This window comes from Amycolatopsis albispora (assembly GCF_003312875.1).
GTDB lineage: Bacteria > Actinomycetota > Actinomycetes > Mycobacteriales > Pseudonocardiaceae > Amycolatopsis > Amycolatopsis albispora.
On the sequence record NZ_CP015163.1, the window covers coordinates 4644575 to 4670342 of the forward strand.

The 25768-nt window shown below is 66.1% G+C and carries 25 protein-coding genes; 13 read left to right on the forward strand and 12 right to left on the reverse strand.

What is annotated here, in order from left to right; all coding sequences use genetic code 11:
- The first annotated feature begins 194 nt into the window (after nucleotides 1-194).
- The 4 genes from A4R43_RS21805 to A4R43_RS21820 all read left to right on the forward strand — a co-directional run bounded on the left by A4R43_RS21805 (nucleotide 195) and on the right by A4R43_RS21820 (nucleotide 3973).
- Entirely contained in the window at nucleotides 195-1370 is a 1176-nt protein-coding gene (locus A4R43_RS21805) for a serine hydrolase domain-containing protein (protein WP_113694032.1), read from the forward strand.
- Nucleotides 1371-1433: 63 nt separating this feature from the next.
- Nucleotides 1434-2237: a MerR family transcriptional regulator gene (locus tag A4R43_RS21810; RefSeq protein ID WP_113694033.1), complete on the forward strand. Its 804-nt coding sequence runs from the start codon at nucleotides 1434-1436 to the stop codon at nucleotides 2235-2237.
- A 16-nt stretch (nucleotides 2238-2253) separates the two neighbouring features.
- Nucleotides 2254-2745 carry an acyl-CoA dehydrogenase family protein gene (locus A4R43_RS21815; RefSeq protein WP_205215063.1) on the forward strand — a complete coding sequence of 164 codons (492 nt, stop codon included), beginning with the start codon at nucleotides 2254-2256 and terminating at the stop codon, nucleotides 2743-2745.
- A gap of 49 nt (nucleotides 2746-2794) precedes the next feature.
- On the forward strand, nucleotides 2795-3973 hold the full coding sequence (locus A4R43_RS21820; protein ID WP_162788513.1) for an IS4 family transposase: 1179 nt from the start codon (nucleotides 2795-2797) through the stop codon (nucleotides 3971-3973).
- Nucleotides 3974-4212: 239 nt separating this feature from the next.
- On the opposite strand, the gene A4R43_RS21830 is transcribed toward A4R43_RS21820, so the two are convergent.
- Entirely contained in the window at nucleotides 4213-4674 is a 462-nt protein-coding gene (locus tag A4R43_RS21830; protein WP_205215064.1) for a MarR family winged helix-turn-helix transcriptional regulator, read from the reverse strand.
- A gap of 108 nt (nucleotides 4675-4782) precedes the next feature.
- Between A4R43_RS21830 and A4R43_RS21835 the strand changes: the two genes are divergently transcribed.
- The 3 genes from A4R43_RS21835 (at nucleotide 4783) to A4R43_RS21845 (ending at nucleotide 8067) form a co-directional block, all read left to right on the forward strand.
- Nucleotides 4783-6282, forward strand: a complete 1500-nt coding sequence (locus A4R43_RS21835; protein ID WP_113694034.1) for an amidohydrolase family protein — start codon at nucleotides 4783-4785, stop codon at nucleotides 6280-6282.
- A 382-nt stretch (nucleotides 6283-6664) separates the two neighbouring features.
- Nucleotides 6665-7681 (forward strand): hypothetical protein, encoded by a 1017-nt coding sequence (locus A4R43_RS21840; protein WP_162788544.1) that lies wholly within the window; start codon nucleotides 6665-6667, stop codon nucleotides 7679-7681.
- The gene (locus tag A4R43_RS21845) at nucleotides 7678-8067 is read left to right on the forward strand and encodes a hypothetical protein (RefSeq protein ID WP_113694036.1); all 390 of its coding nucleotides are present in this window, start codon (nucleotides 7678-7680) and stop codon (nucleotides 8065-8067) included. Before A4R43_RS21840 ends, A4R43_RS21845 begins: the two co-directional genes overlap by 4 nt.
- 419 nt (nucleotides 8068-8486) lie before the next feature.
- Here A4R43_RS21845 and A4R43_RS21850 read toward each other — a convergent pair whose 3' ends face one another.
- The 5 genes from A4R43_RS21850 to A4R43_RS42825 form a co-directional block, all read right to left on the reverse strand.
- Complete coding sequence (locus tag A4R43_RS21850; protein ID WP_113694037.1) at nucleotides 8487-8774, reverse strand: hypothetical protein; 288 nt, start codon at nucleotides 8772-8774, stop codon at nucleotides 8487-8489.
- A gap of 362 nt (nucleotides 8775-9136) precedes the next feature.
- Nucleotides 9137-9859 (reverse strand): hypothetical protein, encoded by a 723-nt coding sequence (locus tag A4R43_RS21855; protein WP_162788545.1) that lies wholly within the window; start codon nucleotides 9857-9859, stop codon nucleotides 9137-9139.
- A gap of 15 nt (nucleotides 9860-9874) precedes the next feature.
- Entirely contained in the window at nucleotides 9875-10216 is a 342-nt protein-coding gene (locus A4R43_RS21860; protein ID WP_113694039.1) for a hypothetical protein, read from the reverse strand.
- A gap of 2 nt (nucleotides 10217-10218) precedes the next feature.
- Nucleotides 10219-10941, reverse strand: coding sequence for a hypothetical protein (locus A4R43_RS21865; protein ID WP_113694040.1), 723 nt, complete (start codon nucleotides 10939-10941; stop codon nucleotides 10219-10221).
- Between the two features lie 761 nt (nucleotides 10942-11702).
- Nucleotides 11703-12212, reverse strand: coding sequence for a hypothetical protein (locus A4R43_RS42825; protein ID WP_162788546.1), 510 nt, complete (start codon nucleotides 12210-12212; stop codon nucleotides 11703-11705).
- 945 nt (nucleotides 12213-13157) lie between these two features.
- Between A4R43_RS42825 and A4R43_RS42830 the strand changes: the two genes are divergently transcribed.
- The 3 genes from A4R43_RS42830 (at nucleotide 13158) to A4R43_RS21880 (ending at nucleotide 14358) form a co-directional block, all read left to right on the forward strand.
- Nucleotides 13158-13319, forward strand: coding sequence for a hypothetical protein (locus A4R43_RS42830; RefSeq protein ID WP_162788547.1), 162 nt, complete (start codon nucleotides 13158-13160; stop codon nucleotides 13317-13319).
- A gap of 9 nt (nucleotides 13320-13328) precedes the next feature.
- Complete coding sequence (locus A4R43_RS21875) at nucleotides 13329-13673, forward strand: hypothetical protein (protein ID WP_113694042.1); 345 nt, start codon at nucleotides 13329-13331, stop codon at nucleotides 13671-13673.
- A 493-nt stretch (nucleotides 13674-14166) separates the two neighbouring features.
- Nucleotides 14167-14358, forward strand: a complete 192-nt coding sequence (locus A4R43_RS21880; RefSeq protein WP_113694043.1) for a hypothetical protein — start codon at nucleotides 14167-14169, stop codon at nucleotides 14356-14358.
- A gap of 261 nt (nucleotides 14359-14619) precedes the next feature.
- Here A4R43_RS21880 and A4R43_RS21885 read toward each other — a convergent pair whose 3' ends face one another.
- From A4R43_RS21885 to A4R43_RS21905, 5 genes are all read right to left on the reverse strand, one after another.
- Nucleotides 14620-15597, reverse strand: a complete 978-nt coding sequence (locus A4R43_RS21885) for an RNA polymerase sigma factor (protein WP_113694044.1) — start codon at nucleotides 15595-15597, stop codon at nucleotides 14620-14622.
- On the reverse strand, nucleotides 15594-15788 hold the full coding sequence (locus A4R43_RS21890) for a hypothetical protein (RefSeq protein ID WP_113694045.1): 195 nt from the start codon (nucleotides 15786-15788) through the stop codon (nucleotides 15594-15596). Before A4R43_RS21890 ends, A4R43_RS21885 begins: the two co-directional genes overlap by 4 nt.
- Nucleotides 15789-15905: 117 nt before the next feature.
- Nucleotides 15906-17126, reverse strand: a complete 1221-nt coding sequence (yidD, locus tag A4R43_RS44060) for a membrane protein insertion efficiency factor YidD (protein ID WP_236808182.1) — start codon at nucleotides 17124-17126, stop codon at nucleotides 15906-15908.
- Nucleotides 17123-17446 (reverse strand): hypothetical protein, encoded by a 324-nt coding sequence (locus tag A4R43_RS21900; RefSeq protein ID WP_113694046.1) that lies wholly within the window; start codon nucleotides 17444-17446, stop codon nucleotides 17123-17125. Before A4R43_RS21900 ends, yidD begins: the two co-directional genes overlap by 4 nt.
- Nucleotides 17447-18294: 848 nt before the next feature.
- Nucleotides 18295-19278: a hypothetical protein gene (locus tag A4R43_RS21905; RefSeq protein WP_162788548.1), complete on the reverse strand. Its 984-nt coding sequence runs from the start codon at nucleotides 19276-19278 to the stop codon at nucleotides 18295-18297.
- Nucleotides 19279-20563: 1285 nt separating this feature from the next.
- Between A4R43_RS21905 and A4R43_RS21910 the strand changes: the two genes are divergently transcribed.
- Genes A4R43_RS21910 through A4R43_RS21920 form a run of 3 tightly spaced genes read left to right on the forward strand, consistent with a single transcriptional unit; the run spans nucleotide 20564 to nucleotide 25232 of the window.
- Nucleotides 20564-22627: a helicase HerA domain-containing protein gene (locus A4R43_RS21910; protein ID WP_113694048.1), complete on the forward strand. Its 2064-nt coding sequence runs from the start codon at nucleotides 20564-20566 to the stop codon at nucleotides 22625-22627.
- Nucleotides 22627-24027 carry a hypothetical protein gene (locus A4R43_RS21915; RefSeq protein ID WP_113694049.1) on the forward strand — a complete coding sequence of 467 codons (1401 nt, stop codon included), beginning with the start codon at nucleotides 22627-22629 and terminating at the stop codon, nucleotides 24025-24027. Before A4R43_RS21910 ends, A4R43_RS21915 begins: the two co-directional genes overlap by 1 nt.
- Nucleotides 24024-25232 (forward strand): DNA adenine methylase, encoded by a 1209-nt coding sequence (locus A4R43_RS21920; protein ID WP_113694050.1) that lies wholly within the window; start codon nucleotides 24024-24026, stop codon nucleotides 25230-25232. The genes A4R43_RS21915 and A4R43_RS21920 overlap by 4 nt, the downstream gene beginning before the upstream one ends.
- Here the strand turns inward: A4R43_RS21920 and A4R43_RS21925 are convergent.
- Nucleotides 25174-25755, reverse strand: coding sequence for a hypothetical protein (locus A4R43_RS21925; protein ID WP_418190741.1), 582 nt, complete (start codon nucleotides 25753-25755; stop codon nucleotides 25174-25176). The genes A4R43_RS21920 and A4R43_RS21925 overlap by 59 nt on opposite strands.
- Between the last annotated feature and the right edge of the window lie 13 nt (nucleotides 25756-25768).

Consider the following 25768-nt stretch of genomic DNA (forward strand, 5'->3'; position numbering starts at 1 on the left):
CAACACATGTCCCGCCAGTTCCACCCGCCCATGAAGGCGATGTTCTCCCAGTCCGTCATGTGCCCGTTCTTGATGTGACGATAGCCGTATCCGAGACCCGAAATCCTCGCAAGGCAAGCAGAAAGCGCAAGCCACTGAAGCCGGAGAACCAGCGACTTGACCCCGCCCCAAGGTCAATCCGGAGGGTGGCGGTCATGAAGAACACTTCCACGACAAGATCGCCTCGAGGTTTCCGCAAGCTGGCCGCTCCGGCGGTGGCCGTCGCGCTGCTGACCGGGGTGGCCGCGCCGGCGGTGGCCGCGCCGGAACGTCCGGAGCTGCGGGAAGCCGTACAGGGCTTCGTCGACATCGGATTCGCCGGGATCCAGGTGCGGGTGGACGACGAGCGCGGCACCTGGACCGGCAGCGCCGGGGTGCGCAAGCTGGGCGAGCCGGCGAAACCTCCGAAGAACGCGATGGGCCGGATCGGCAGCAACACCAAGACCTTCGTCGCGACCATGGTGCTGCAACTGGTCGCCGAAGGCCGGATCGGGCTGGACGCCCCGGCGCGGGACTACCTGCCCGAGTTCGCCCTGGACCGGCGGATCACCGTGCGGATGCTGCTGCAGCACACCAGCGGGGTGTTCAGCCACACCGGCGACTACTACAACGGGCAGGAACTACCAGGCCTGCCTTCGACCGGGCAGGACTGGGTGGACAACCGGTTCCGCACCTACCAGCCCGCTGAACTGGTCCGGTACGCACTGGCCAAGCCGCTGCTGTTCACGCCCGGAACGGACTGGAACTACTCCAACACCAACTACACGCTGGCCGCGCTCCTGGTCGAAAAGCTCAGCGGCCGCCCGTTCGCCGAGGAACTGCGGCGACGGATCACCGGTCCGCTGGGGCTGAAGGGCACGGTGGCGCCGGGGGCCAGGTCCGTGCTCCCCGGACCGCACTCCCACGGCTACTACCGCTACCAGCACAACGGCGTGACGAAGACGGTCGACGTCACCCGCCAGAACCCGTCCCTGCTGTTCGGCGCCGGTGACCTGGTCTCGACCGCCGAGGACCTGCACACCTTCTTCGCCGCACTGCAGGGCGGGAAGCTCCTGCCCGCGTCACTGCTGGCCGAGATGCGGAAGCCGCACCCGAAGGTCGGCTACGGCCTCGGCGTGTTCGTGGAGGACGCGGGCTGCGGCACCACCGTCTTCCGGCACAACGGCAGCACCATCGGGTACGGGGCACTGATGTACAGCACACCCGACGGGAGCCGGACGCTGACCGCGTTGCTCACCGGCGGGGACCGCGACGTCGACGTGGTCAACGAGTACCCGCGGGCGCTGAGCAAGCTCCTCAAGGCGGAGTTCTGCGACCAGGCCGCGAGCTGAGCACCCCCGAGGGGGCCATGGGCGGGTTGACCTTGACCTCGGGTCAGGCTCCAGACTCGTCGCATGGCTCCCTCGACCACCTCCGCCATGCTGACCGGCGTCACGATCGGTCAGGCGGCGGCCTTCGCCGGGGTGACGGTGAAAACCGTGCGGCACTACCACCGGCACGGGCTGCTCGACGAACCACCGCGCGACAGCTCCGGCTACCGGCGGTACGGCTCGGCCGACCTGCTGCGGCTGGTCCAGGTCAGGGCGCTGGCCGCGGCCGGGGTGCCGCTGGCCGAAGTCGGGCCGCTGCTCGACGCCGACGCCGAGCAGTTCACCACCGGGCTCGTCGACGTCGAGCGGCGCCTCACCGAGCGGATCGCCGAACTGACCGCCCGGCTCGACACCCTGCGCCGGCTCGCCGACGGCGACCGGCTCCTGCTCCCCGGCCGCGCGCTCGCGATCCTGGACCGGCTCACCGAACTGGGCTTCAGCGACGACTACGTGACCGGTCAGCGAGAAGCGCTGGTGCTGTCCAAGGCGCTGTCGCCGGAGTTGTTCGACCTGTTCCTGACCCAGTTCGAACACCGGCTCGACGATCCCGAGTTCGGCGACCTGACCAAACGCGGCTGGGAGGCGCGGTCCTGGGATCCGCACGATCCCCGGATCGACGAGCTGGCCGCCGCCCTGGCGGACAACCTGCTGGCCAAGCGCGAACTGCTGGAGGTACCGGCCGGCTACGAACCGGGGCCCGATGCCGCCACCCGGTACGGCCTGGTCAACCACCACCTCGAAGACCAGTCGTCGGCGGCGTGGACCCGCCTGAACGCGCTCGTCGAGGCGAAGCTGCGCGCCGCAGGCGTGCCCATCCCGCACCAGTGACACCCTCACCGACGACGTGGTGCTCGCGCTGGAAAGCACCGGGGTGCTGCGGATCGGCATCCCCAGCGAGCTCGGCGGGTACGAGTTCTCGCCGTCGCAGGTGGTGCGGACCATCGAACAGCTGTCGTACCACGACGCTTCCGTTGGCTGGACGGTGCTGGCGGTCCAGTTCGTCACCGGCTCCACCGCGGGTTACCTCGGTACCGCGGTGCGAGCCGACGGCGGTTACCGGATCAGCGGCCGCTGGGGGTTCGCGTCCGGGATCCCGCTGGCCACGCACATCCACACCGCCGCGTTCTGCGCGGAGACCGGTGAGGCGCTGGTCTTCACGTTCCCAAGGAACTCGCGACGCTCGTCGACAACTGGGGTGTGCCGGGGACGTTCACCTTCACTCCCACCGGACCGAGGCATCTACTCGGTCATCGCGTGGGGCAACACACGGCCGATGGCACCAAGTCGGGCGGGGCCGCATGCCCAGTCGACACCAGAGCGGTCGATGATCGCCTAGGCCCAATGCCGGTCGGTTAGTTCGTGGGGTGGTCGGTAGCCTGCGGTTTGTGGATCTTGAGGTGGGTGGGCGGCTGAGCTTGGCCGATCAGGCCGCTATCGGTGTGCTGACCAGGACTTTTCCGGTTGAGCTGGTCGATCGGGTGATCGATCAGTATTGGCGGCGTGAGCAGCGGACGCGGGCGTTGCCGGCCAGGCTGGTCTTCTACTTCACGCTGGTGTTGTGCCTGTTCCCGCATGAGTCCTACCGCTCGGCGATGGCGATCCTGATGTCGGTGTTCGGTCGTGGCGGGCGGGGTTACCGGGTGCCCACGACCGGCTCGATCGGGGACGCCCGCCGCCGGCTGGGGGCGGGTCCGATGGAAACCGTGGCGCGGGCGGTGATGAAGCCCGTGGCGCAGCAGGAAACACGGGGTGCCTGGTATCGGGAGTGGTTGCTGACCGCGGTGGACGGGACCACCTTCACCGTGCCCGACACCGAAGACAACGAACGCGAGTTCGGCCGCCCGGGTTCCGGCCGTGGCGAGGGCAGAACGGCGTATCCGCAGATCCAGGCGGCGTGTCTGGTCGAGGTGGGCACGCATGCGGTCTTCGACGCCCGGATGGACGCCTATGCCGCCGGGGAGGCGATGCTGATCGAGGAGATGTTTCCCTCGCTGCGGCCGGGCATGCTGGTGCTGGCGGACCGGCACGTCTACTCGTTCCGGCGCTGGCTGGCGGCGGCGGCCACGGGTGCGGATCTGGCGTGGAGGGTGTCGGCGAACCTGGGGCTGCTGCCCGCGCAACGCCTGGGTGACGGGTCTTTCATCGCTGAGATCACCCCGCCGAAGTCCTCGGGGCAGCGGCCGTTCCGGCTTCGGGCGATCGAGTACACGCTGCCCGGTTCGCAGGAGGTCTACCGGTTGGTGACCACGGTCCTGGACCCGGTGCGGGCTCCCGCGGCAGAACTCGCCGCGGTCTATCACCAGCGCTGGGATATCGAGGGATTCTTCAAGCAGGTCAAGAGTGTCCAGCTTAACGAGGAGAAGATCTTCCGGTCGAAGTCGCCGGAGGGGGTGCGGCAGGAGTTCTGGGCGCATCTGGCGGTGCACTACGCCACGATGTGCGTGCAGGTGGACGCCGCCGGTCAGGCCCTGCTGGATCCTGACCGGCTCTCCCACAAGAACACCGTGCGTGTCCTCCGGTCCCGGATCTGGCGACCGGAGTCTTTTCCCCCTGCGCCACAATGATGATCACTACCGGCTGCTGCTGGCCGACGTCATCGCCGGGATCAACCCGCAACGCCGGGACCGGCGCTATCCCCGTGTGGTCAAAAGGAAAATGAGTAACTTCCCTGTCAAACGGGCAGAGCATCGACAGCAACACAAGGCCAGCAGGCCACCGACCTCAACAATCGCCATTGTCCCGCCCGCCACGACCGGACACCGCCGCCGACCAGCCAAGATCACCTAATCGACCGGCATTGCGCCTAGGCCGGTGGCTGGTCTGCTTGCAGGTTCTCCAGGATCGTGGCGGCGATGTCGGCGAACTGGTCGAGTTCTTCACGCGTGAGGCGGTCGATGACCAGGCGGCGGACCTCTTGGGCGTGGCTGGGCGCGGCTTGCGTGAGTGCGGTGAGCCCCTTCGCGGTGATCACCGCCTCCATGCCGCGTGAGCCGCACCGCTCCCGCGCGACCAGGCCACGCTTGCACATCCGGGTGAGCTGGTGGTGCATGCGGCTCTTCTCCCAGTTGGCCATTCGGCTGAGCTCGTAGACGCGCATCCGCCCGTCCGGTACCTCGGACAGCAACGCGAGCACGGTGAAGTCGGCGTTGGACAGCCCGCTGCTGGCCTGGAGCTGCTGCTCGATGCGTGTCCGCAGCAGCTCCAGCATCTGGAAGGAGACCCGCCATGCGCGGAGCTCGTGTGCGGTCAATCCTTGCTGCTTCATACCGTCATCCTAGCCCGCGAGTTGACAAATCAACTCCGCGGCGTAGCCTTCAGTTGACTCATCAACTCAGCCTGCTCACCCAGGCGTCCGCGCGCAGGAAGGCGCCCCATGACCGAACGACGTGACGATGGTGAGCCGCCGGAGCGGGCCACCGCGGACGGTGGTGCCGAGGCGCAGCCGCCGAAGGACAGCGGGCAGCGGGGACGCCGCTACGTCATCCGCGGCGGCGCGGTGATGTCCATGGACCCGAACGTCGGCAACTTCGCGGTCGCCGACGTCCTGGTCGAGGGCAGCAAGATCGTCGACATCCGGCCCCGCATCCACGCCGCCGGCGCCGGCGTGATCGACGCGCGGGGGCGCATCGTCCTGCCGGGATTCGTTGACACGCACCACCACCTGTTCGAGACCGCGGAGCGTGCGTTTCTCGCCAATGGTCTGCTTCTCGATGACCATTCGGGCTCGCCGAGCGCGCACCCGAACTACGGCGAGCACATACTGCGGGGATTCGCGCGGCACTACCGGCCGGCGGACGTCTACGTCAACTCGTTGTTCGCCGGGCTTTCGCAGCTGGATACCGGGGTCACGACGGTGCTGGACGTTTCCCAGATCCACCACTCCCCAGAGCACACCGACGCGGCGATCCAGGCGCTGGTCGACACCGGGCGGCGTTCGGCGTTCGGGTTCTTCGAGGGTGACGGCCGCGCGACAGCCCGGTATCCGCAGGACGCCTACCGCCTCAAGGATCAGTGGTTCTCCTCGGACGACCAGCTGGTGAGCATGGTCATGGGCGGCGAGCTGCACCTCGGCAGGCAGGTGTACACCCGCGCCTGGGCGATCGCCCGCGAGCTGGGTCTCAGGATCGCCGCGCGCTCCGTCGGCTCGTGGGGGATGCGGCCCATCTTCGACGACCTCGCGCGGGGTGACGCCGGGGTCGATGTGGGGCCGGACAACCTGTTCATCCACATGACCGGCATGTCCGACCAGACCTGGCGACGGTTGCGGGACGCCGGAGCGCAGGTATCCCTGGCCTTCCCGATCGAGATGACGATGCGGCACGGCACGCCGCCCATCCTCACGATGCAGCGACTGGGCATGGAGCCCTCGCTGAGCTCCGACGTCGAGACGACGATGGCCGCGGACCCGTTCACCCAGATGCGCTCCGCGATGATCATGCAGCGCATGACCGTCAACCAGCTGATTCTCGACCAAGGCGACCTCGTGCCGCCGAACAACTGGCCGACGCCGGCCCCGGGCACTCCCGAACTCCTTACCGTCCGCGACGTGCTGCGGTACGCGACCGTCAACGGCGCCAAGCACCTCGGACTCGACGGCAAGACCGGCACGCTCACGCCCGGCAAGGAGGCCGACATCGTCCTGCTCGACGCCACCGCACTCAACGTGGCCCCGCTCAACAGCGTTCCCGGAGCGGTCGTGTCGCTGATGGACCGCACCAACGTCGAGACGGTGATCGTCGCCGGCAAGGTGCGCAAGTGGAAAGGCCAACTGCTCGACGCGGACCTGCCCCGGTTGCGCCGGGAACTCGAATCTTCCCGCGATCACCTCTTCGCAGCGATGGGCCTGGCGCAGGACCTATTCGCGTGGAGCTGAAACGACCTGAACGGTGTCCCGCAAGCTGATTGCTGGAGGCAGCACCCAAACAAACTTCTGGCGGCGAACCTGAGCAAGGCCACCAGCATGAGCAGCCAGAGCGCTCCTGCCACGATCGCCACCGGCCAGTGCGTCACGAACGCCACCGGCGGAATCAGCACCGCGCCCTCCATCAAGGCTTCATGTATGCACGCTAGCAAGTAGTTTCCAGCTTGAAAGCAATCACGAAGGGAACCATGTCGGGTCAGGTGACATCCAAGGCGCAGATGTCACGGACAGCTCGGCTCGCCGAGCTCGGGAGGGGACAATGGTTTCGTACGATCTCGCCATCTTGCGGGATGCCGCTGAGGCGGTCGGCAAGCTGGGGCGCGACCAGATCAAGATGAACGCCTACGTGGCCACCGTGGCGACGTTGCCCCTGCCGTCGGCGGGATCGGCCGCCGAGAAGGCGCTGTCGTGCCGACCGGAGGTGATCTCCTACACCCAGGACCTCGTACTGGAGATCGACCGGCAGCTGACCACGCTGGCGCAGAACCTTCGCGACACCGCCGATGCCTACGAACGGGGCGAGGCCGAGAACGTCGTCAAGGTCAACCAGTTCTGGGACGACCTCGGCGTGTCGCCGGCACGCAAGCCCAGCGACCCCGGCGACCATCCCAAGCGCGAGAAACTGGATTTCGAGGAACCGTCGAAAGCCCTGACCGACCCGGTCGAACTCGTGGAACCGAGCCTGCTGCCGAACCACGTGCTCGATCTGGTCGCGCTGGTCAGCGACATTCCGTCCGAAGTCGCTGACTTCCTCATGATCTACTTCAAGTTCCTGCTGGTGGTGACCCCCGGCGAAACGACGGAAAACAACGACTGGGCGAAGGCCGCGATGGGCCAGTACGGGCCCATTTCGAAGGTCGGCAACGGTTACACCCAGCTAGGCCGAGCGTATTTCGAGTTGAGCAATCAGTTCGAGCAGATCGGTTATCAGCTCAAGCACGGCTGGACCGGTGACACCGCCGAACTCGCCGCCGATTACTTCCAGGTGTTGTTGTACTGGATTCGCAGCGAGATCGCTTTTGGCATGACCTCCATCGGCGGCAACTACACCAGCGCGGCCGCCGGGCTGTACCGCAACGCCGCCCGCGCCGCCGGTGCGATCTCCGGTTATCAGGACGTGCTCGAGGGCCTGATCGAAGACGTGACGCTCGACCTCGCCAAGAACCGGGCGCCCCAGTTGATCCTCTGGCGAACGGTGTCGAAGGCAGCGGCGGTGGCGGCGAAGAAACTCCTTGTGGTCAACACGGTCGCGCAGCTGCTTCAGGTGGCGGGCAACCTGCTCGACGACCTCCGGACCCAGACACCCATCCGCGGCGTCGAGGTCCGCCCGCCGACGCGGGGCTACTCATGAACGATGACACCGACCCACACGGCCGCATGGCCGAGCCCGGCGAGATCGAACCGGACGACGTCGGCCAGGAGGAGGCCGTCAACGCCGTGCTGGCCGACGGTCCGCTCACCATGGCCGGGCTGTACCGCCTGGCATCGGCCGCGGATCGGGCGCAGCTCGACAACGCGCTCGACGAACTGCTGCACACCCTCGACCGGATGCCCAGCGGCGCGGCCGAACAGTGGCTCACCGACGAACGGTACAACGCCGAGGACAACCAACGCGCCTTCCGCGAGATCCGACGCGCGGAGGAGGAACGGGAACGGGAACGGGAAAGCAACCAGCCGCCGCCCGAGGAAGACTGGAGCGAAGGCGACTGGACCTGGCTCTCCAGCACCGATTCCTGACCACCGCGCAGCCGAAGCGCCGCCACCTCAGGCGAGATTCACCAGACCTGCGCCAGCGCGATGACCGTCTCCGACGACTCACTGGCCGCGGATGGCCCTCCGACCCGCAAGATCGCCGACGTCATCGCGTCAGCAGATGCCTACCCACATACCCAGAAGGGGTGGCCGACGGTGGCAGTCACCGTAGCCGGGAGTTGGACGTTCGGGTGCTCGCCCGCCACTGTGACGTCAACCAGATGCTTCTGACCGCTGCCCACTACCACTGGCGGGCCCGAAACTAGCGGCTTGACCCCGCCCCAGGGGCAACCCGGAGGGTGGAGGTCCTGAGGAACACTTCCACGACAAGATCGCCTCCAGGTTTCCGCAAGCTGGCCGCTCCGGCGGTGGCGGCCGTACTCGTCCGGCGCCGTGCTGGTTGCCTACTGGGGTTGTATGGCTGAGTAGAGCTGTGTGGCCAGTTCGGTCGCCCTTGTCCGGCATTGCTCGCCCCGTGGTGGATCGTTCTTGCCGGAGACGTAGAACACGCTCAGCACCACGTTGTCGTCGAGGATCATCAGCCGGCAACCCACCTCGCCGCCGTCGGGGTCCAACCAGCGAGCCTCCGCTCCGAAACCGAGGCCACTGACCTGCTCGTCCTGCGGGGTCGCGCGCCGGCGAAAGTCCTCCTTGGCGCGCTCGGTCCCTGCCTCGGTGCCGAAGGCGTCCACCGAGGACTCCCAGAGCGCGACGCCAAGGTCAGCGTAGGACTCGTCATCGCCGGTGCCCCGGAAACTGCAGCTTCGCCCGGGCGCCGTCCCGTAGTCGGTCGAGTCGTTTGCCCGTTCAGGGGGCGGTAGCCCGGGTATTTCCTCGTGAATCGCCGCACATTTGGGCAATTGGGCGAGGTTGTACTTGGTCGGTGGCGGAGGCGAACTCGAGGTTGTGGCCGTGTTGGGCACCGGTCTCGGCTGTGACGGAGGGCTGGTTCGGCCGCAGCCGCCGACGAGTGCCGCGGCCACCAGGCCAATGACGGGCCAGCGCCAGGTGCGGGAGAAATGTGTAGCCATGACTCCTTCTTGACTGTTGCGGGTCAGCCCTCGACCGACTGCGGCCAAGCCCCTTTGGGCAGCCGGGTGTCGGTCATCAGGCTGATGAGGTCTCGCACCTTGCCGAGTGCGGCCACGAACCGCTCGACAACGCCGACCAGGTTGTTCATCATGTCGGTGGCGAGTTGGCCGATCGCGCCCGCGAGCTTGTCCACAGCGAACGGGATCTCGAAGACCGTGGCCGTTTCGATCGCGACGGTGACGAGCTGGCCCAGGAAGCTGGTGACCACCTCGGCCAGTTTGGTCATGTACTCGACGTTGTACTGGGCGATCTCCATGAGCCATTTGCTGACGCTGTCCGACTTGAGGGCGTAGGCTTCGATCGCGGCGTTTTGTGCCGCGATCGTGTCTTCATACTTCTTCGCGGCCTTACCCTCCCAGGTGTAGACCAGCTTGGTCCGCTGGTGGTTCAGCCCGGCCACCGGGCCCTGGATCTTCGCCAGCCAGTTGAAGGACTGGACGATCAGCGACACCACCGGGGCGTGATGTGTGACCGCCGTCTGAACCAGCTGGCCCACCTTGACCAAATGTTCCCTGATCTCGTCCATCGCCGGTTTGATGAGGAACATCGCCGGACCGAGCACGAACTGACAGCCCATGATGTGTTGCACGGCGGCGTTGTACTTGTCGCCGCACTGGACCATCTTGTCCTCAAGACCGTTGAAGCTGTCATTGAGCAGGGAAATCATCTCGTCGGAAGTGGACATGCCGATCACCCAACCCTAAGCCTCGTAGAACTTGCCGAGATCGCTCTCGGTGATGCTCTCGTTTCGGTCGTACTCGTCAGCGATCCGCCGCAGCACGTCATTGATCTGATTGAATTCGGTGGCAGCGCCCTGCAGGAGTTGCTCCATGAAAGCGCGGAACTCCTCGTACTGGCTGGCTTGGATCTTGGCGTTGGCCAGCGCCGGGAACACGGCGAGGTCGATCACCGAGAACGCTGTCCAGGTCAGGTAGGTCTCCTTGACCGCTTGTAAGATCGGCTGCGTCTGGTCCGCCTTTTCCTGCCAGAGCGCGGCCTCTGCCCGAAGCGCGTCGGTGACCACCTTGAAACCATCACTCATCGTCAGTCCTCGTCATCGAACACGTCGAATTCCGCGAAATAGTCGTCATCCGCCCCGTCGGAGACGCCGCGCGGTTCCCGTTCCGGCGCCGGACGGGCCTCGCTCGCCACGCCGAGGCCCGCTCGCGCGAACAACTGCAGCGCGTCCTCGCCCAGCGCCTCCGCAGAGGGGTTATCCAGGGCGCGCGGGTCACCGTGCAGCGCCAGCGGGCCGCCGCCGCGCATGCGCAGCGTGAGATAGCCGAGCGGGCTGCGGACCTCGTAAATCTCCGCAAGCGGGGCCTGCTGCTGGCGACGAATCGCCTCATATTGCCTGTTGGTGGCCTCGGAACGTGCCCGGGTCCGGGCCAGGAACTCATCCACCGACAGTTCCGCCGGATCCAGGGAGTCCGAATCCGGGACCGGAGTGCGCGGTGTGGACTTCGGGCGATGAATGAGCTCCACCGCGAGCGCCCGCTGCAGTGCGGTCACATAGGTGTTGAAGAGAGCAGCCGGCAACGCCGCCGGGCCGATTTGGCCAACCCACCCCGGCCGGATCCGCACATTGGTGACTTTCGCGGCCTTATTGACCGTGACTACGACAAATCCGCTCGAGTCGCGCGCCTCATAGGCGTCCGCAGGCTCCAGCGGCGTACCCCCCGGACGGGTGAGCTCAGCAAAACGAGCCCGCATCCGCGGGTCATCCCGAACCTGCAATGTGGCCAACTCAACGTGCTCAAGCGTCATTCCACCACCCCCTTGAACCCCTGACAACTCACCAAGCGACCGTACCTGGACACAGTCGGTGATGTGGTCGGATTGCGCCTTCTCACCCTGCCGTTCGACAACACCGGGGCCAGGCGCCCCTCCGACTGGCGCGAATGTCCCACCATGTCCGCCTTCGGGCCACGGGTGGAGAACTACCTGACCAACCACCCGGACGAAAGCTTTCGGCCGCCAAGATCGGCAAGGACTTAGCCGATCGGGCGGCGCGGGCAACAACGCCCTGGAGAAGCTCGTCACCGACAGGTACGCGATCAAGACCTGCGAGGCGTCGAAGCGGTCCCCAAGTAGAAGGGACCCGCTACCCCAGCAACTCGTCGATGCGGGAGTACCTCCACGGCGGGTGGACCGAGTGGCTGGAGCGCCTGCTCCCAGAACCCGTCTTCGCAGTCACCAACCCGACTTAGCGACGACGCATCAGCACTTTCCCGACCCCCGACCCCACCACGGCTCGACCAAGCACCCGCCAGCCGCGTTGGCACACTTGGCATCTAACGCAGGTCGACCTGCGCTTCGCGTTCACCGGGCCTGACTCCAACTTAGTCACGTCCACGTGCGCGACCTGGCCGCAGGCGATCGAGCGATACCAGCCGGGGCGCAGTACGGCGGACAGACTGCCGTCCACGTCCAATACCCGCCATTCTCCCCGGATAGCACAAACGAGATCTATTCGAAATCGGCCGTCATTCAAGCCTGCGGCGACCAAGAATCAACCAATCAGGACACTAAACCTGGCCTGCTAGCCAATTTTTAAACGGGTCAATATTTGACAAGTTAGAATTGACCTCTTTTAATGCCGAAGCGAAATCGAAGGCCAACTTTGAAAGCATTTCGTTCAAATCAACTTGCGAAATACTCTCCCGATCCGGAATCGGCTGCCAACTAGTGCGAGATCGGCAACGAATCGTAACTAATACTCCGTCGGGAAAGAAGGTCAACGTCCTCTCGATACCTTGAGAGTAAAGATCCACTTCAACTTCCCGACGTTCACGCACTCCCGCCAGGACCGACGGATACTGCTCCATGAATGCGGACAGGTCGTACGCGACATCGACCGGCCATGCATCCTCCCCGAAGCCACTTACGCAGAACCTTCCGCCTCGAGCTTCAGAGAGGTGACCACAAGCCTCCATTACGAGATTCTCGTAACTTTGACCCACAGCCGGGTCAGTCGCCATACCGCAGCTCGCAACATCAGGCGAAACAGCTCGGTCAAACGAGACGGAAAAACTCATTGTCTTCCACCTTCTACTTCGGGCCAACGATGGGGTAGGCCGTCCTGTACATGCCGCCAGACCTCGACACGAGGGTAGCCGCCCCAGCTTGGACAATACTCCCATCTGGCATGATGGCCTGCCCCAACCCGTTCGGAATGCGCACCGACCTCGGCCCGGCACCTTCGACATGAACACCTTTCAGGAACGCCGCGGCCGCATCGTTGTCCAGCCATTGCCCCTGTTGATTCCCGGTACCACGGGCCCGATCCGTAAGAGACCTGGTGTTTTTGCACCCTCACCATGTTCTTTGAACGTATGTCCCCACGTCTTCACACTACTGGCGGACCAATTAGGGCATCCGTTGCTGTTGTGAACAAGGACCGGGACGATGCCTGCGATCACATAGTAGGTGTGAAGATCGGCGACCGTGATGTTACGGACCTCCCGCGCCCCAACCGTGTGCGCGGCACCCTGGATACCACCCGGGATTCCTGGTGAACTGGTGGCGGCGCGTGAGATGCCTACGCCATGGACGCGCGGGCAACGACAAGGCCAAGTTCCGGAGACCGCGAGGGCGTCAGCCGCTGGAACAGGCCGGTGGATCACACGGCGCTGTCGGCGCCCGCGGTCCCGGTACCGCGCCAGCTTCCATCCGAGGTCCGGGATTTCACTGGCCGGGCACAGGCATTGGCCGACCTCGACACCGTGGTGAGCGATCTGGCTACGGGACCGGGACCGCTGGTCGTGGTGGAGGGTATGGGCGGGGTTGGGAAGACCTCGCTGGTGGTTCGCAGGGCGCAGCGGATGGCCGAGCGGTTCCCGAACGGAACGCTGTTCGTGAATCTGCGGGGGGGTACGGGCCGAGCGCGCCACTGGCATCGGAGGTCGTGCTGACCGGGTTCGTGCAGGCGCTGGGAACCAGGTGCCGTCCGGCGAGGACGCGATGGCCGGGTTGTACCGACCTTGCTGGCTGACCGGCGGGTGCTGGTGGTGCTGGACATTGCCGCCTCGGCCGGGCAGGTGCGGCCGTTGCCGTCCGGTGCCGCTGGGTGTGCGGTGGTGGTGACCAGCAGGGCGAGCTTGACCGGGCTGCGGGTCACCGATGCCGTGGCGCCGATGCCCTAGCCGGAGTCGGTGGCGCTGGTGCGTGCGGTCGTGGGCGAGGAACGGGCAGATGCCGAGGCAGAGGCGGTCGCGGAACTGGTCGCGTTGTGTGGCGGGCGGCCGTTGGCGGTCCGGGTGGCGGCCTGCCGGACTACCACCAGTCGTCACGGCGGGGTGGCCGATGTGGTGGCCGAACTCGCCGACGAGCGCAACCGCGTGGCGGGGTTGCGCGTGCCCGATGGGGACGAGCGGAGCGCGGTGCAGGCGGTGTTCGACCTGTCCTTCAGCCGCCTGACTTCCACCAGGCCCGATTGTTTCGCTTGCTGGGTTTGCATCCGGGTCCGGAGTTTGGTGTGGCCGCGGGCACCGCGCTGACCGAGCACGAGGCTTATCGGGTGCTGGAGGAGCTGGCGGATCTGAACCTCGTGGAACTGATCGGCCCCAAGCGGTACAGGCTACATGACCTGTTGTACGCCTACGCCGTGCGGAGGGCCGAATCCGACGAACCGGCCGAGGGCCGGGACCGCGCACTCTCGGCGGTGCTGACCTGGTACGCCCAAGCCGCGGACACCGCCGACCGGGCCGCCTTCCCGACGGCCCTACAAGTACAGGTTGAGCTACCAGCACGGGGCCGTCGCCGAGGTTCACTCGCGACGAAGCCGTGGCGTGGCTGGACACCGAGCTGCCGGTCCTATCGGTGGCCGCGGGTCACCGAACGCGAGGGGGCGTGGGCGGTCGCGGTGGTGCTTGCCAGCGCCCACCAGGTAGCGGCTGCGCGCCCTCGCGCGTGGTGGCCGGCACGGCTCGCCGCCGAGTCCGCCGGTGTGGCCGCTGCGCGGGCAGGCGGGTACAAAACGCAGAGGCTCTGTTGTTGCGGCGGCTGGCCAAGAGCTACCGGCTGGCGGAACGCGGCCAGTACGCCCAAGCCGCCCAGTCACTGCGGGAAACACATGCGGCGATGGTGCAGGTCGGTGACCCGCGTGCGGACGAGGTGGCGCTGCAGTTGCGCGAGGTGAAAGCGGCAGCACCACCGTCCGCACACATCTCCAGACGCTGCTGAACAAGCTCAGGATGCATTCGCGGCTCGAAACCGCCAGCCTGGCAGCGCGGCACTCCCACTCCCAACTCGGCAAGGACACGCGTCCGCGCCGGCGCATCAACACCGGCGCGAATTGGCGCATTGGCCTGGCACCTGAGCCAGATCACAACCCTCACCCAGCGCTTGCCAGCCGACTACCTGAGCTCGTTCGCGGAGGATGCGCTGGGGCGTGAGCCAGGCCGGTGGCATCGATGCCGCCGGCCTGGGTTCTGGTAAGCGTCCTCACCAACGTAGGTTCCTGAGCAGCCACCAGAGCCGCCACCATGGGAACAGCATCGCCCGAGAACAGTCCCGCAGAAACTGGCGGATTTTCGCGAGCGAACCGGAGCGCGGCGGCCGTGCTCGCGCGCGTTCCCGCCGCCAGTCGGCGTGCCAGGCCCAAAGATGCCACGCCCACAGGTATCGGGCAGCGAGCACGGCTCCGGCGAGAATAAGGACGCTCGTGCCGCTGAGCGCCACGACTCCCCACACCCCGCCGAGGGGAACGCTGATACCCGCGGCGAGCGCGCCGGTCACGGCCATGACGAGCACGCTGATCAGGTCGGCGCGCCGCACCGAGCCGTCGATGTCCTTGGCCTTGGGGGCGCGGACGTTACTGCGGGCGGGTTGTTCGGTGTCCTCCGCTCTTGGACCGCACTTCCACCACACCTGCGGGCCGTCGGTGCGCTCGTCAGGCACGGCTGCGCGCAGGACTTCCCGGGCTCCGGGAACGTGAACGCGCGCGGCGGCTTCGCTGATACCGAGGGCACTGGCGATCTCGGTAAAGGTCCATCGCTCGTGAAAGCGCAGGTGAGCGACCTGGCGCTGCCGATTGGGAAGCTCGCTGAGAGTCTGCCCGGCGATGACAGCGGCGACGCCGACCTCGGGTGTGCAGACCGGGGCGCTCGACGTCCACGTCACCGCTGGCCCGGGCACTGCGGTGGGGAGTTCGGCGCGCTGCCAGTCGGCCATGGCGTGCAGGTGACGGCGGGCGACGGCGTAGAGCCAAGCGCGGGGCTGCCGGATGGTGTCCCAGCCGACCGTGCGGGCGGCTTCGAACACGCGCTGGACGACGCCTTCGGCGCCGTCGCTCAGGTGCACGCGGCCGTACATGGCCGCGGCGCGGCGGCGCACGAACTCGCAGAGTGGTTCGTAGAGCTGAGTGCAGGCCTCTTCCAGGGTGCGGGGTTGAGCCGCAGCGTCGTCGTGTGCCTCGTTCACGCGCAGCTCCGTTCCGTGATCGCCCGGGTGACCCGCCCGTTGCCGCGCTCAGCGGCCTGCTCGACGAGCGCGGTCTCGGTGGGAAGCGCGGCCGCCGTGGTCAGCGAACGGGATGGCGCCGGAATCTTGGTCCGGCAGGTCACCAAGCGTGCGGCGAGGCACCCGTCGGAGGTTCCCAGCATGATCATCATTGTTTCTCCCAGGTCATCGGGTTGCCGCTGTGGTAGCAAGGTCACCGTCGGCCGGGCGCGCGGCGACCTTGCTACCGGGTCAGTGCGGCGGAGAAAGGACAAAAGTTCAGTGCGGGGTCACAAAGTGATGCGCCGCCGTTGCCGCGCCGGTCGCAACAGGCCATAAGGCACCGGAGCGCGCTGGGGCGCTGGGTCGGGCACGGGGTCGAGGCCGCGCGGGCCGGTGGGACGGCAGCGCGAGAGCCGGCGGGCGGCCAGGACGGTGCCGCAGAAAGCACCGTACCGGGCCAGGACTTGCAGGGCGTAGGTACTGCAGCTGGGCTCGAACCGGCAGCTGGACGGCAGCAGCGGGGCAAGCACCGCGCGGTAACAGTGCACCGCTGCCATCAGTACGCGCGCCAGCACGCTGGGGGTCGCCGCGGCGGGTTCGCGTTCCCGCTGCATGGCGGCCAGGCGAGCGCGACGGTGGCGGAACCGCAGGTACCGCAGGCCCAAGCTCGCGCTTGTCACGGCCAGTGCCGCGCTGACGAGCCCGAACACAATCGGCCAGGTCGAGCCCAGGACCAGCCCGCTCGCCGCGCAGAGCATGCTGAGCAGCAGCGTGGCCGATGCGTTGAAGAGGTCGGCTGACGCGCGGGTCTGGTGGCAGCGAGGCCGCGGGGCACGCACGGCGAACAGGGACGTGTTGGCGTGCACCCGGGCGGCCACCCGCAGTGCGACTGCCTCGCCCGGATCACGCCGGCCGGGATTCTGGGGCAAGCCGCGGTCGCTGAGCGCGCGCGTGGCGGTCTCGCTGATGCCGAGCGCGTCGGCGATCTCGGTGATACTCCAGCGTTCGCACCACCTCAGATAGGCGGCCTGGCTGCGGTGATCGGGCAGCTCGCACACGGCATGCCCGGCCACGATCGCGGCGATATTGACTTCGCTGACACTGGCCCGGGTGGTCGCCGCCTCGGTCCAGGTCGCCGCCTGCGGGCTGGTGAGGTCGTGGTCAGCGTGCTGATCACTGGCCATCAAATGCAGATGATGGCCGGCAACGGCGTAGAGCCAGGTACGAGGCTGGGGGATGGTGGCCCAGCCGGTGGCAAAGGCAGCGTCGAACACCCGCTGCACCACGACGCTCTCCGCGCCCTCGGGCAGCCGCATGCGGTGCAGGGCGTTGGCCCGGCTGCGGACGAAGCGGCACAGCGGCTGGAACAGATGACTGTAGGCCTCGTCGAAGGTGCGGGGCTGGTAGGTCGTGCCCGTGAAGGCGCCACGGGATGTGCGCTGATCCCCGTCGTGATGTGGTGAGCGTGCGCCCGCGCGCAGCCGGGCGGGTCGGGAGGTGGCGGTCACCAGACGCGCCCGTTGCGCTGGCGCGGGACCTGCACGCTGGTGAGCGGGTTCAGGTAGCGCAGGAAGCAGCTGGTGCACGGCACTCCGCGGTGTCCCTCGACGAACTCGAGATCGCCGCGGTGCAGCACCGTTTCGCACAACGCGGTGGTGGTGCCGGTGGTGTTCACGGCCTCGGGCGTGGGGATGTAATGCACCTCGCGGTCGGTTTCTCCGCAGGTGCGGCCGCTGGACAACGTCGTGCCGGCGCGCAGCCGGACCGCGATCACACGCGGGGTGTGGGTGCGCTGACGGGGCACGAACGAGGCGAGATTGAACGACATAACGCGAAACTTCCTCACTCGACAGTGTGAAAAAATGGGGTCAGTCCGCGCGTAGCGATGGCATACTGGTTGACGCGCGGTGCAAGAAATGGGAGCGGGGCCGACCACACGGCCGACCCCGCCGAATCGGTACCGAGCCGGTCAGCCGATCAGGGCCGCAACCTGATCAGCGACGGTGGCCAGCAGGGCCGTCGCGGTGAACGCGATCAACGCGATCACCGCGCACCCCTGCTGGCCCTCCTTCCGATGTTTTCCGCCCATCCGGGCTCTCCTTCCTGTTCAGCGCGGGGCGCGGTCGCGCCCCGCAGGCTCTCGCCGGATGCGAGAGCACGTCCTCGGCACGCGCCTCGGCGTCCCTGTCGCGCCCAGGCAGGCCAGCGCACGCCGGCCTCGGTGGCAGGGCAGCGCAAGCGCTCGGTCATGGTGTGGCTCCGGTGATTCCGGCATGAGTTCTCCCGCTCGGCGAATTGATGAAGTCGGCGATCTGCCGTTTTCGAACCTATCGAGCAGGGCGGGTGAACGGCAGGCAGAGATCGTTGGCCAGAGACCAGCGGGCTTACGGGCGCGATAAGTGGAATTCGCGGTCCTGCGGACTGATCGTGGCCAATACTCCACGAAAAACTCCACAGTTCACTCCACGCGCGATTACCGCACTGAACGGCCTATACGCGAAATCGGACTAATGCGCGCGCTCCGGGCCGTTCACTCCACACATCACTCCACAAACGCACCTTGTCCACTCCCCGCTCATTCGCGATTCACTCCCCGTTCACTCTCGGTGGAGGCGTAAAGAAGCCCCGTGCCGGGATCGCCGGCACGGGGCGTGGGGTGCGTGGGTGTGGCGCCGTTCAGGCGAGCTGGTTGCCCGCGGGCCGCCGCAGCCTTTCGTACATCAGGTTCTTCACTTCCGCGCGCGTGAGCTCCGGATGCAGCTGAGCCAGGGCCTGCTCGGCCATGGCCCACAGATCATTGCCCTCCAGGCCGGCGGTCATCTGCCGGTGCAGGTCCCGAGCGGCCTCACTGTGCTCGGCTCGGGCCTGCGCCACGCGCAACTCGGACTGCAAGTCGTTGAACCGCCGCTGCAGCTTCAAGAACCCGCGGTTGGCGATCGCCAGGGCGTCCCAGAGTTTGCTCTCCTCCGGCGAGCGAGCTGGCGACGGCACGCTCGGTGCCTCACGAGGGCCGCTCGTCACCGCGTCTTCAGCCTGGACGAGAGGTTCGGTCGAGGCGATGACCTCGGCGATGGTCGTGCGAATCGTGTCCGCGTCGACGACCGGCTCCGTGGCCCAGTGCGGCTGCGTGACCGGCCCGGTGTACTCCTTCGGGAGCTTCCCGTGGGCGTGGATGAACATCCCCGCCGTCAGGGCCAGCAGTGGCCCACGCTGCGCCTCCGGGAGGTGAGCGGCGTACAACTCTTCGATCTCCGGCCAGGTTGGCGTGCGCCGCGCACTGCGCCCGAGACGGTCGGCCAGTCGTTTGCTCACGTCCTGCTCGCTGTACCCATATGTCCAGTGCCATGGGTCATCGGCGTGGGCAGCCAGCAGCTTACGGCTGACTTCGCGCATCGTGCCGATCGAGCCGGTCACCACCAGCAGGACCAACAGGTTGAGCGCCCGCATACTGGCCGACAGATCGGCGTTGCTGAATGCCGCGGTCGAGGGCAGGCCGTCAACCGCGGCCCGCCCTCGCCGGCCGCGTTGCCGCGGGACCGGACAAGCCGGGGTCGTAGGAAGGCCGCCATCTCCATCGAAAACCGGCGGTCCGGGGTCAGTGGTGGTGCCCTCTCCACTGGGCATCTTGATGTCCTTCTGCGAAATCCCCCAGGCAGACACCTGGTTCCTGCCGCCAACCCCGCCCCGACAGCGGAGTGGTCATAGGGGATCAACGAATAGGTCGCTGCGCCTAGCCCGCGTTCACCTCCCGCCCGCGGGCATCCATGTCGTCTTCCTGTCAGTCCTCCCTTCCCTGACGCCCCTCGCCAACAGGCCGTCCATCGCACTCCCGACCCCTTCCCAGAGGGCGAGGAGAAGGGGCGAGACTCGTCTCGCCCCTTCTCGACCACTGGCTGCGTAACCTAGTCGTTAGCTGCGTAACCTAGTCGTTATAGGGATCATGGGCAATTCGCCAAGCTGGGGAACAAAGCTGCCCCCACCTGGCTGATCTGCTCAAATGAAAACGTTTCAAATTCCCCCTCCGACAAGTTCTCAACCACCAGAACGGCCTAACGTCATCCCCATCGCGGGCGCATTGACGTTCGCCGCGTCCACCCAGAGAAGCCCGCCAGCCCTCGTCCGAGCCGACACGGGTTAACCCGGCCGCGCCGACGGCCAACCGGACCGGTGTCCGAGGTGGCGTGCTCGAGTTCGCCGGCGACCAGGCCTGTCGCCCTTTCCCATGACCTGCCGCCACCCCTGTCCGAGAGGCGCCTGCCGGGTGACGAAGGAGGATGCGAAACCGTACTCAGTTTAGAAATTTTGAGGCAGACTAGTCCATTCGTGTCACGACCCTACGGATCTTTTGCGCAAAGGTAGACCAGATCCGAAAAATGACAGCATTCCTCGCGATTATTGCTCCACTTGAGTTAGGCTATTGCGCCTGGAAGCGGAAGCTCGCCGTCAACAGCGGTCTGACCTGGCCAACATCGGCCGAATTGAGCCACTGGGGCAGGCAGCCGTTCGGAGAAGTCGAGGAACCCCCTCCGCTGGGGCAGCACGCTGCGGGCGATGAACTACTCGCCTGCGTGGGCAGTTGGACGCCAAGGGCCGCAGCGCGTTGAGGCCGGCGCGGGTGACCGCGGGCAAAGGCCCGCAGGAGCGGCGGGATGTGCGGTTTGGTTAGTCAGACCAACCCCCGTAGGCCTGGCGTGAATTCGCAGGAGACCGCGCCGAACCGCTTGACGGAGAAGCAGACGCTGTGTGGTCTGTTGACCAGCCGCCCGCGTAGGCAAGCCAAGGTCAACACTCGGCGGCCCGTTGGTAGCCGCCACGCCATGACGCAGCTAATTCGTCGCAGCGATCAGGTCCACCGGCCTGCGCCTAGCGTGTCGGCCACGTGGTACGAGAACTTTCAGTAAGCTATGCGAGGTTGCGTCCCGCTGGTGTCTCTCGAGAGGCGAGAATGACTGAGTTCATCCCTGGTGTCGGCGCCGGATCGTTACTCCGTTCGGAGCTGCTTGCCGACGGTCGGTCGACCCGGATCGGTGCGATTCACCAGATCGACTACAGTCAAGCCGTCGTGCTGACACATGACCGCTGGAAATTCGACGCCGGTGGCATTCCACAATTCTCGTTCCTGCTTGCGACCGCGCAGGACGTCAACGATCCTCGCGTCGACGACGACGAGGTGCTGCTTCTGCGTGTCGAGGGCACGGCACCATTGTCGCTTGAACGCGACCTACACGCCGTGCGCGAGGAGTCCCTGCGCACAGCCCTCTCGAACAACCAGGACCCATCGCCGTCCGCTGTGCTCGATGCGGAACTCGACCCGTTCACCAAGAACCGAGTTTCGTTTACCGGCGTACGGTGCAAAATCCTCGGCACCTTCTATGAAGACGACGTGGACGGGCAGAAGGTGCTTGAGTTCGGTGCCGACGTGGACAACTTCTATGCCACGTCCACATACCGAGTCCTGAAACCGATCGGCGGCGGCCTGGCAACGATCGCTTCCTACCTTAAGCCCACCGGGCGCCCCGTGGAACGCGTACGTATCGGCGCGGTGCGGTACTCCGCGACGCGACGGCGAGCCAAGACCTCCAAGCAAGCCGACGCTGCCGTCGAAGTCAACATCCGGGACTTCATCGGCAACAAGACCGCTCTGCTCGGTATGACCCGGATGGGCAAGTCGAATACTGCAAAGATCATCATCGCGCGCACGTTCGTGGTCTCCGAGCGACAGCGTGCCACGGGTGGACATCCCATCGGTCAGCTAATCTTCGATCCGCAGGGAGAGTACGCCAACCCGAACACGCAGGATGGCACCGAGATCGCAGCGATTGGTGCGAACCATGTCCGCATCTTCAAGTTTGGCGCCGACGGTACGCAGCCGCACGTGAAGCCTCTCAATATCAACTTTTTTTCCGAGAACCAGATCGACGCCGTTCAGGGGCTTATTTCCGACACGCTTAGCAGTGATGAGTCCGGCTACGTCAAGGACTTCGCGGGTACGTCCTACGCGGATGTGCCGGGGGACCGCTCCGCCACCACACATGCCCAACGCGCCCGGCTTGTTCTCTATGGTGCGCTGATGCGTGCAGGGTTCGCAGTGCCGACAAATTTTCGTGTGCGAATCAATATCGGCGGCGCTTTTCAGCAGAAGATCGTCACGGGTATCGCTGGCACAGTCGCCGGACTAGGTCGCAATCCGTTCACGCAGGCCGGAGGTAGCGCCAATTTCGTGACAGTTGCTGCGGCAGACGTCGAGGATGTCGTCGACAAGATCGTGGAGCTCCGCGACGCCGGAGACACCGACGCGACCAACTTTACGAAGGATGTCCGTTGGAAGAGCGTTGAGCCGATTTTCACGACTCGCAGCGGGAACCGCAGCGTCCGAGGCTGGCGAAACCTGAATCCGCTGCGCCCCTTTCATAGCCCTGCGACACGGAACGACCCTGCGATCGAGATTTACGAGGAGCTAGTCAGGGGTCGCATTGTGATCGTCGATTTGCATGTCGGGGCTGAGGCCGTGACCAAGGCGCTGAGCGAGTCGATTACGCGTCGACTCCTTTCCAAGCAGACCGAGGTGTTTACGTCGGGACAGGAACCACCGCACATCCAGGTGATGCTTGAGGAGGCTCACAACCTGTTTTCGTCGGACCGGTACAAGGATGACCTCGACGTGTGGGTCAAGCTCGCCAAGGAAGCCAGCAAGCTCAACCTCGGCATGACCTACGCGACGCAAGAGGTCTCGGGGGTAGCGCACCAGGTCAAGGCGAATACTGCCAACTGGGTTGTCGCCCATTTGAACAACACAACAGAGGTGCGGGAACTGGCCAAGTTCTACGACTTCGGGGCGTTCTCAGATGCGATCATCGCCTCCGAGGACCGCGGCTACGTGCGGCTCAAGACACTGTCCTCGCCGTACATCGTCCCCGTCCAGATCGATCGGTACGACATCGCGCTCGTCAACGAAGCACGAGCAGCGGCTGGTGACCCGCCGTTGACGCTGAACGGGACGGCGCCCTGATGCCGTACGAGACTGCCGGCGGGGCTCACGAGATCGCGTCGCGGCTGGGGCATTCAGCGGCCGCCATCCGGGCGATTGCGGACCAACGGACCTTTCATGTTCCGGCTGAGGCGATTCAGGACTCGGATTCGATCCGCGAGCGAATCCGTCCGCGGGGCGACTTCGCCGCCCCGCCTGCGTCGGAGCGGCTCACCGCCGCGCTGGCGATCGATGGTTCACACGTCGTTGAGCAGGTGCGTGACGGTCTTCCATCGGTCCTGTACGGGTTCGCGCAGGCCGCCGCAGCGTATGTGGATCTCGGCGTCATGGAGTCACAACGGGCTGAGCGGTTCGTCGACCCGTACAAGATCGAGCGTGCGGTCAACACCGCTCTCGTGACGCTGGACCTGCCCGTCTCCGGCGCGTACACGCGTGCCGGTGTCGACATTGTGACGTCGTGGCGCGAGGCTATCAACGAGCTGTTTCGGCAGAAGAAGATCGACGTCAATCGCCTCGACCAGCCGCTGCTTGATTTGCTTTTCCTTCTCCACGGCGTTCCCGGGTCGCCAGCGGCCACTGTGCCGGTCAACTGCCCGACGCAGGACTGCAAGAAGGACGTTCCCGTGCCGCCCGCTGGCGCCGATTGCGACGCGTGCGGCGTGCACCTTTTTCCCACCGACGTGCTTCGTATCCACGAGGAGGTTGGCGAAGAGGGCACGAACCAGTCCGCTCTCGGGCGGCTGATGTCGGTGATCGAACTGTTGGTGCTGGTCGGGCTGGCGACGCTGCTGTGGGAGCAGTCGCGCCAGAAGGATCTGCCAACTACGCTGTTCATCGTCGATGGCCCTCTGGCCGTGTTCGGCACACCAGCAAAGCTGCGCGGGCGAGCCCTTGAATACTTCCAAGCGATGGGCAGTACTGCTCCGGGTAAAGCCCCATACGTTTGTGGGATTGAGAAGTCCGGAGCTCTGGTCGACTACGCGCGCCAACTGGCGCGGCACGGCATTCTCGAACCGGGTGACCTGTTGGTATGCGATGAACAGGTCATCGCTCGCGTCGTCAATGCCAACAACGCCCGCGCCTACGGCAAGGAGACGTACTGGGGCCGCAAGTTCGTGTATCGCGCGCTTGATGGGCGAGTCGTCGTCCCGACCGTGCCACCACCGACCGGCGCACCGTACGATGCCAACGGGGGCCAAGCCGACCCGGCGGCCTACCCGACGCTGCCGGCAATCCTCGACGTGATCGACCGCACCGGTTCCTCAATGTACGTCGATGGCATCATCCCGGTGGCGGCCGCGCACGGGAAGGCCGCGTTCCCGATTGGTGTGGGCACTGATGTGCTCCGCCTTGTGGCCACCAAACGTCTCGGCCTCGACTCGTCTGGTGGACAAGCCGGTCCGGTACGGTCTGCGCCATGATCGAGAATGTGGCTGTGCTGCCGGCCGCACCCCTCCGGGCTGCTCACGCAGCTGACGCCCCCGCAATCCCGACCCACATCCTCGACAACCCACGCCCGCTCGTCGCACCCCTTGACGACGTTGATCACGCGCTTATGGCGAGCAGGTACCAGTCGCCACTGCGTTACCCAGGAGCAAAGTCGTCCCTTGCTCCGGTGATCGCCCGGATCTTGGATGCCGCCAAGGGTTCGCGGGCCGTTCCGGAAATCAACCTGCTGGTCGAGCCGTTCGCTGGCGGCGCGTCGGCGTCCTTGCGACTCGTCGGCCAAGGGATCGTCGACCGAGTGCTACTTGCTGACGTGGATCCGTTGGTAACCGCTTTCTGGCAGGCCGCGGCCGCTGACACAGATGCGCTGATCGACCGCATGCATGACGAGTGGACCCGATACGTCAAGCCAGGCGGAGCAACCGCCGTCGAACGGTGGGACTACTGGCGTTCCTGGGCGCCCGCTTGGAACGCGAAGCCTTCCACGGTCCGACTGGGGTTGGCGACACAGTGCCTATTTCTAAACCGCACGACGTTTTCTGGAATCCTTCACGGTAAGGCAGGCCCGATCGGCGGACGCAAGCAGGAGAGCCCGTACGGAATCGGATGCCGGTGGAATCCGGAGGCCATAGAGGAACGGCTTCGATACGTCGGTCACTTGTACGACACTGGCCGACTCGTCGATGTCTGGCACAAGGACTGGAAACAGACACTCGATGACGTGCCCGAGTACTACCCGCAGCTGATCCCGTCCCGCGTCGTCGCCTACCTCGACCCACCCTACATCGAAAAAGCTTCGCACTTGTACCGCACCTCTTTCGACCCCAGAGGTGGATACGGCGGCGACAGGGCTGGCAAGGCGGGATCAGATGACCACATGCTCCACATGCAGCTCGCCGCATACCTGCGCACCAAGGCGCAGTTCCGCTGGCTGCTCAGTTATGACAATAACCCACTGCTGACCGAAAGTACTTGGCTCTATGCGCACGCTCGCATGACGCCTAGCCGCGTGGACCGGGACACGCTCGGCGCACATTCCTGGACCTTGACCAAACGGTTGGTAAAGATGCGGTACACCGCCAGCGGTAAGACCGGCAAGCGTGACGCTGATGAACTCCTCATCACAACCCTCCCGCCGTCGACGGTTCCCGTAGATCACCAGCTGCGCGAGCTGCCTTGATGCTGGGGAGGTCACTCGCCTGCCGCCACCTGCGCAGGACCTTGCGGCCGTAGTTGTTCGTGCCCGCGATCCGGTCTAGCTCCGCGCCGGTCGGTGTGCGGCCCTTGGCCCGCTCGGTCGCGTAGTAGGCCCACATCCGCTGCTCGGCGGTCGGCTCGGCCGGCGGGCGAGACTCGTCCGAGACCACCGCGAGACGCACCACCGCCCCGGTCTCGTCGCCCGTCTCGCCCGTCTCGGCGGTCTCGGTACGGGTCTCGGTCGCGGTCTCGGCGCTGGTTCCGGCACGGTACCGCTTGAGCGCGCGGTTGAGCAGCTCGACCGCCAGCAGCAGTGCCAGCGGCGGGCACGCCGCCACGGCCACGGCGAACACGCTCAGCTCCGGGGCCGCCGCCACGTTCGCGCACAGCGAAAGGCAGATCCCGAACACGAAGGACAACCAGGCCGCCCACCGGCCGCCGGCAGGGCGGCCGTGGCCGGTGGTCTTCCACAGCTCGACTGTGGCCGTGGTCAGGATGCCGTCCACGATCAACGGCCAG

Bases quoted from the DNA above. Each gene is read 5' to 3' on its own strand.
- A4R43_RS21900 (WP_113694046.1), bottom strand. From the start codon at position 17,446: ATGTCGTTCAATCTCGCCTCGTTCGTGCCCCGTCAGCGCACCCACACC.
- A4R43_RS21805 (WP_113694032.1), top strand. From the start codon at position 195: ATGAAGAACACTTCCACGACAAGATCGCCTCGAGGTTTCCGCAAGCTG.
- A4R43_RS21840 (WP_162788544.1), top strand. From the start codon at position 6,665: ATGAACGCCTACGTGGCCACCGTGGCGACGTTGCCCCTGCCGTCGGCG.
- A4R43_RS21910 (WP_113694048.1), top strand. From the start codon at position 20,564: ATGACTGAGTTCATCCCTGGTGTCGGCGCCGGATCGTTACTCCGTTCG.
- A4R43_RS21830 (WP_205215064.1), bottom strand. From the start codon at position 4,674: ATGAAGCAGCAAGGATTGACCGCACACGAGCTCCGCGCATGGCGGGTC.
- A4R43_RS21920 (WP_113694050.1), top strand. From the start codon at position 24,024: ATGATCGAGAATGTGGCTGTGCTGCCGGCCGCACCCCTCCGGGCTGCT.
- A4R43_RS21865 (WP_113694040.1), bottom strand. From the start codon at position 10,941: ATGACGCTTGAGCACGTTGAGTTGGCCACATTGCAGGTTCGGGATGAC.
- A4R43_RS21915 (WP_113694049.1), top strand. From the start codon at position 22,627: ATGCCGTACGAGACTGCCGGCGGGGCTCACGAGATCGCGTCGCGGCTG.
- A4R43_RS21845 (WP_113694036.1), top strand. From the start codon at position 7,678: ATGAACGATGACACCGACCCACACGGCCGCATGGCCGAGCCCGGCGAG.
- A4R43_RS42825 (WP_162788546.1), bottom strand. From the start codon at position 12,212: ATGAGTTTTTCCGTCTCGTTTGACCGAGCTGTTTCGCCTGATGTTGCG.
- A4R43_RS21810 (WP_113694033.1), top strand. From the start codon at position 1,434: ATGGCTCCCTCGACCACCTCCGCCATGCTGACCGGCGTCACGATCGGT.
- A4R43_RS21835 (WP_113694034.1), top strand. From the start codon at position 4,783: ATGACCGAACGACGTGACGATGGTGAGCCGCCGGAGCGGGCCACCGCG.
- A4R43_RS21860 (WP_113694039.1), bottom strand. From the start codon at position 10,216: ATGAGTGATGGTTTCAAGGTGGTCACCGACGCGCTTCGGGCAGAGGCC.
- A4R43_RS21855 (WP_162788545.1), bottom strand. From the start codon at position 9,859: ATGTCCACTTCCGACGAGATGATTTCCCTGCTCAATGACAGCTTCAAC.
- A4R43_RS21890 (WP_113694045.1), bottom strand. From the start codon at position 15,788: ATGATGATCATGCTGGGAACCTCCGACGGGTGCCTCGCCGCACGCTTG.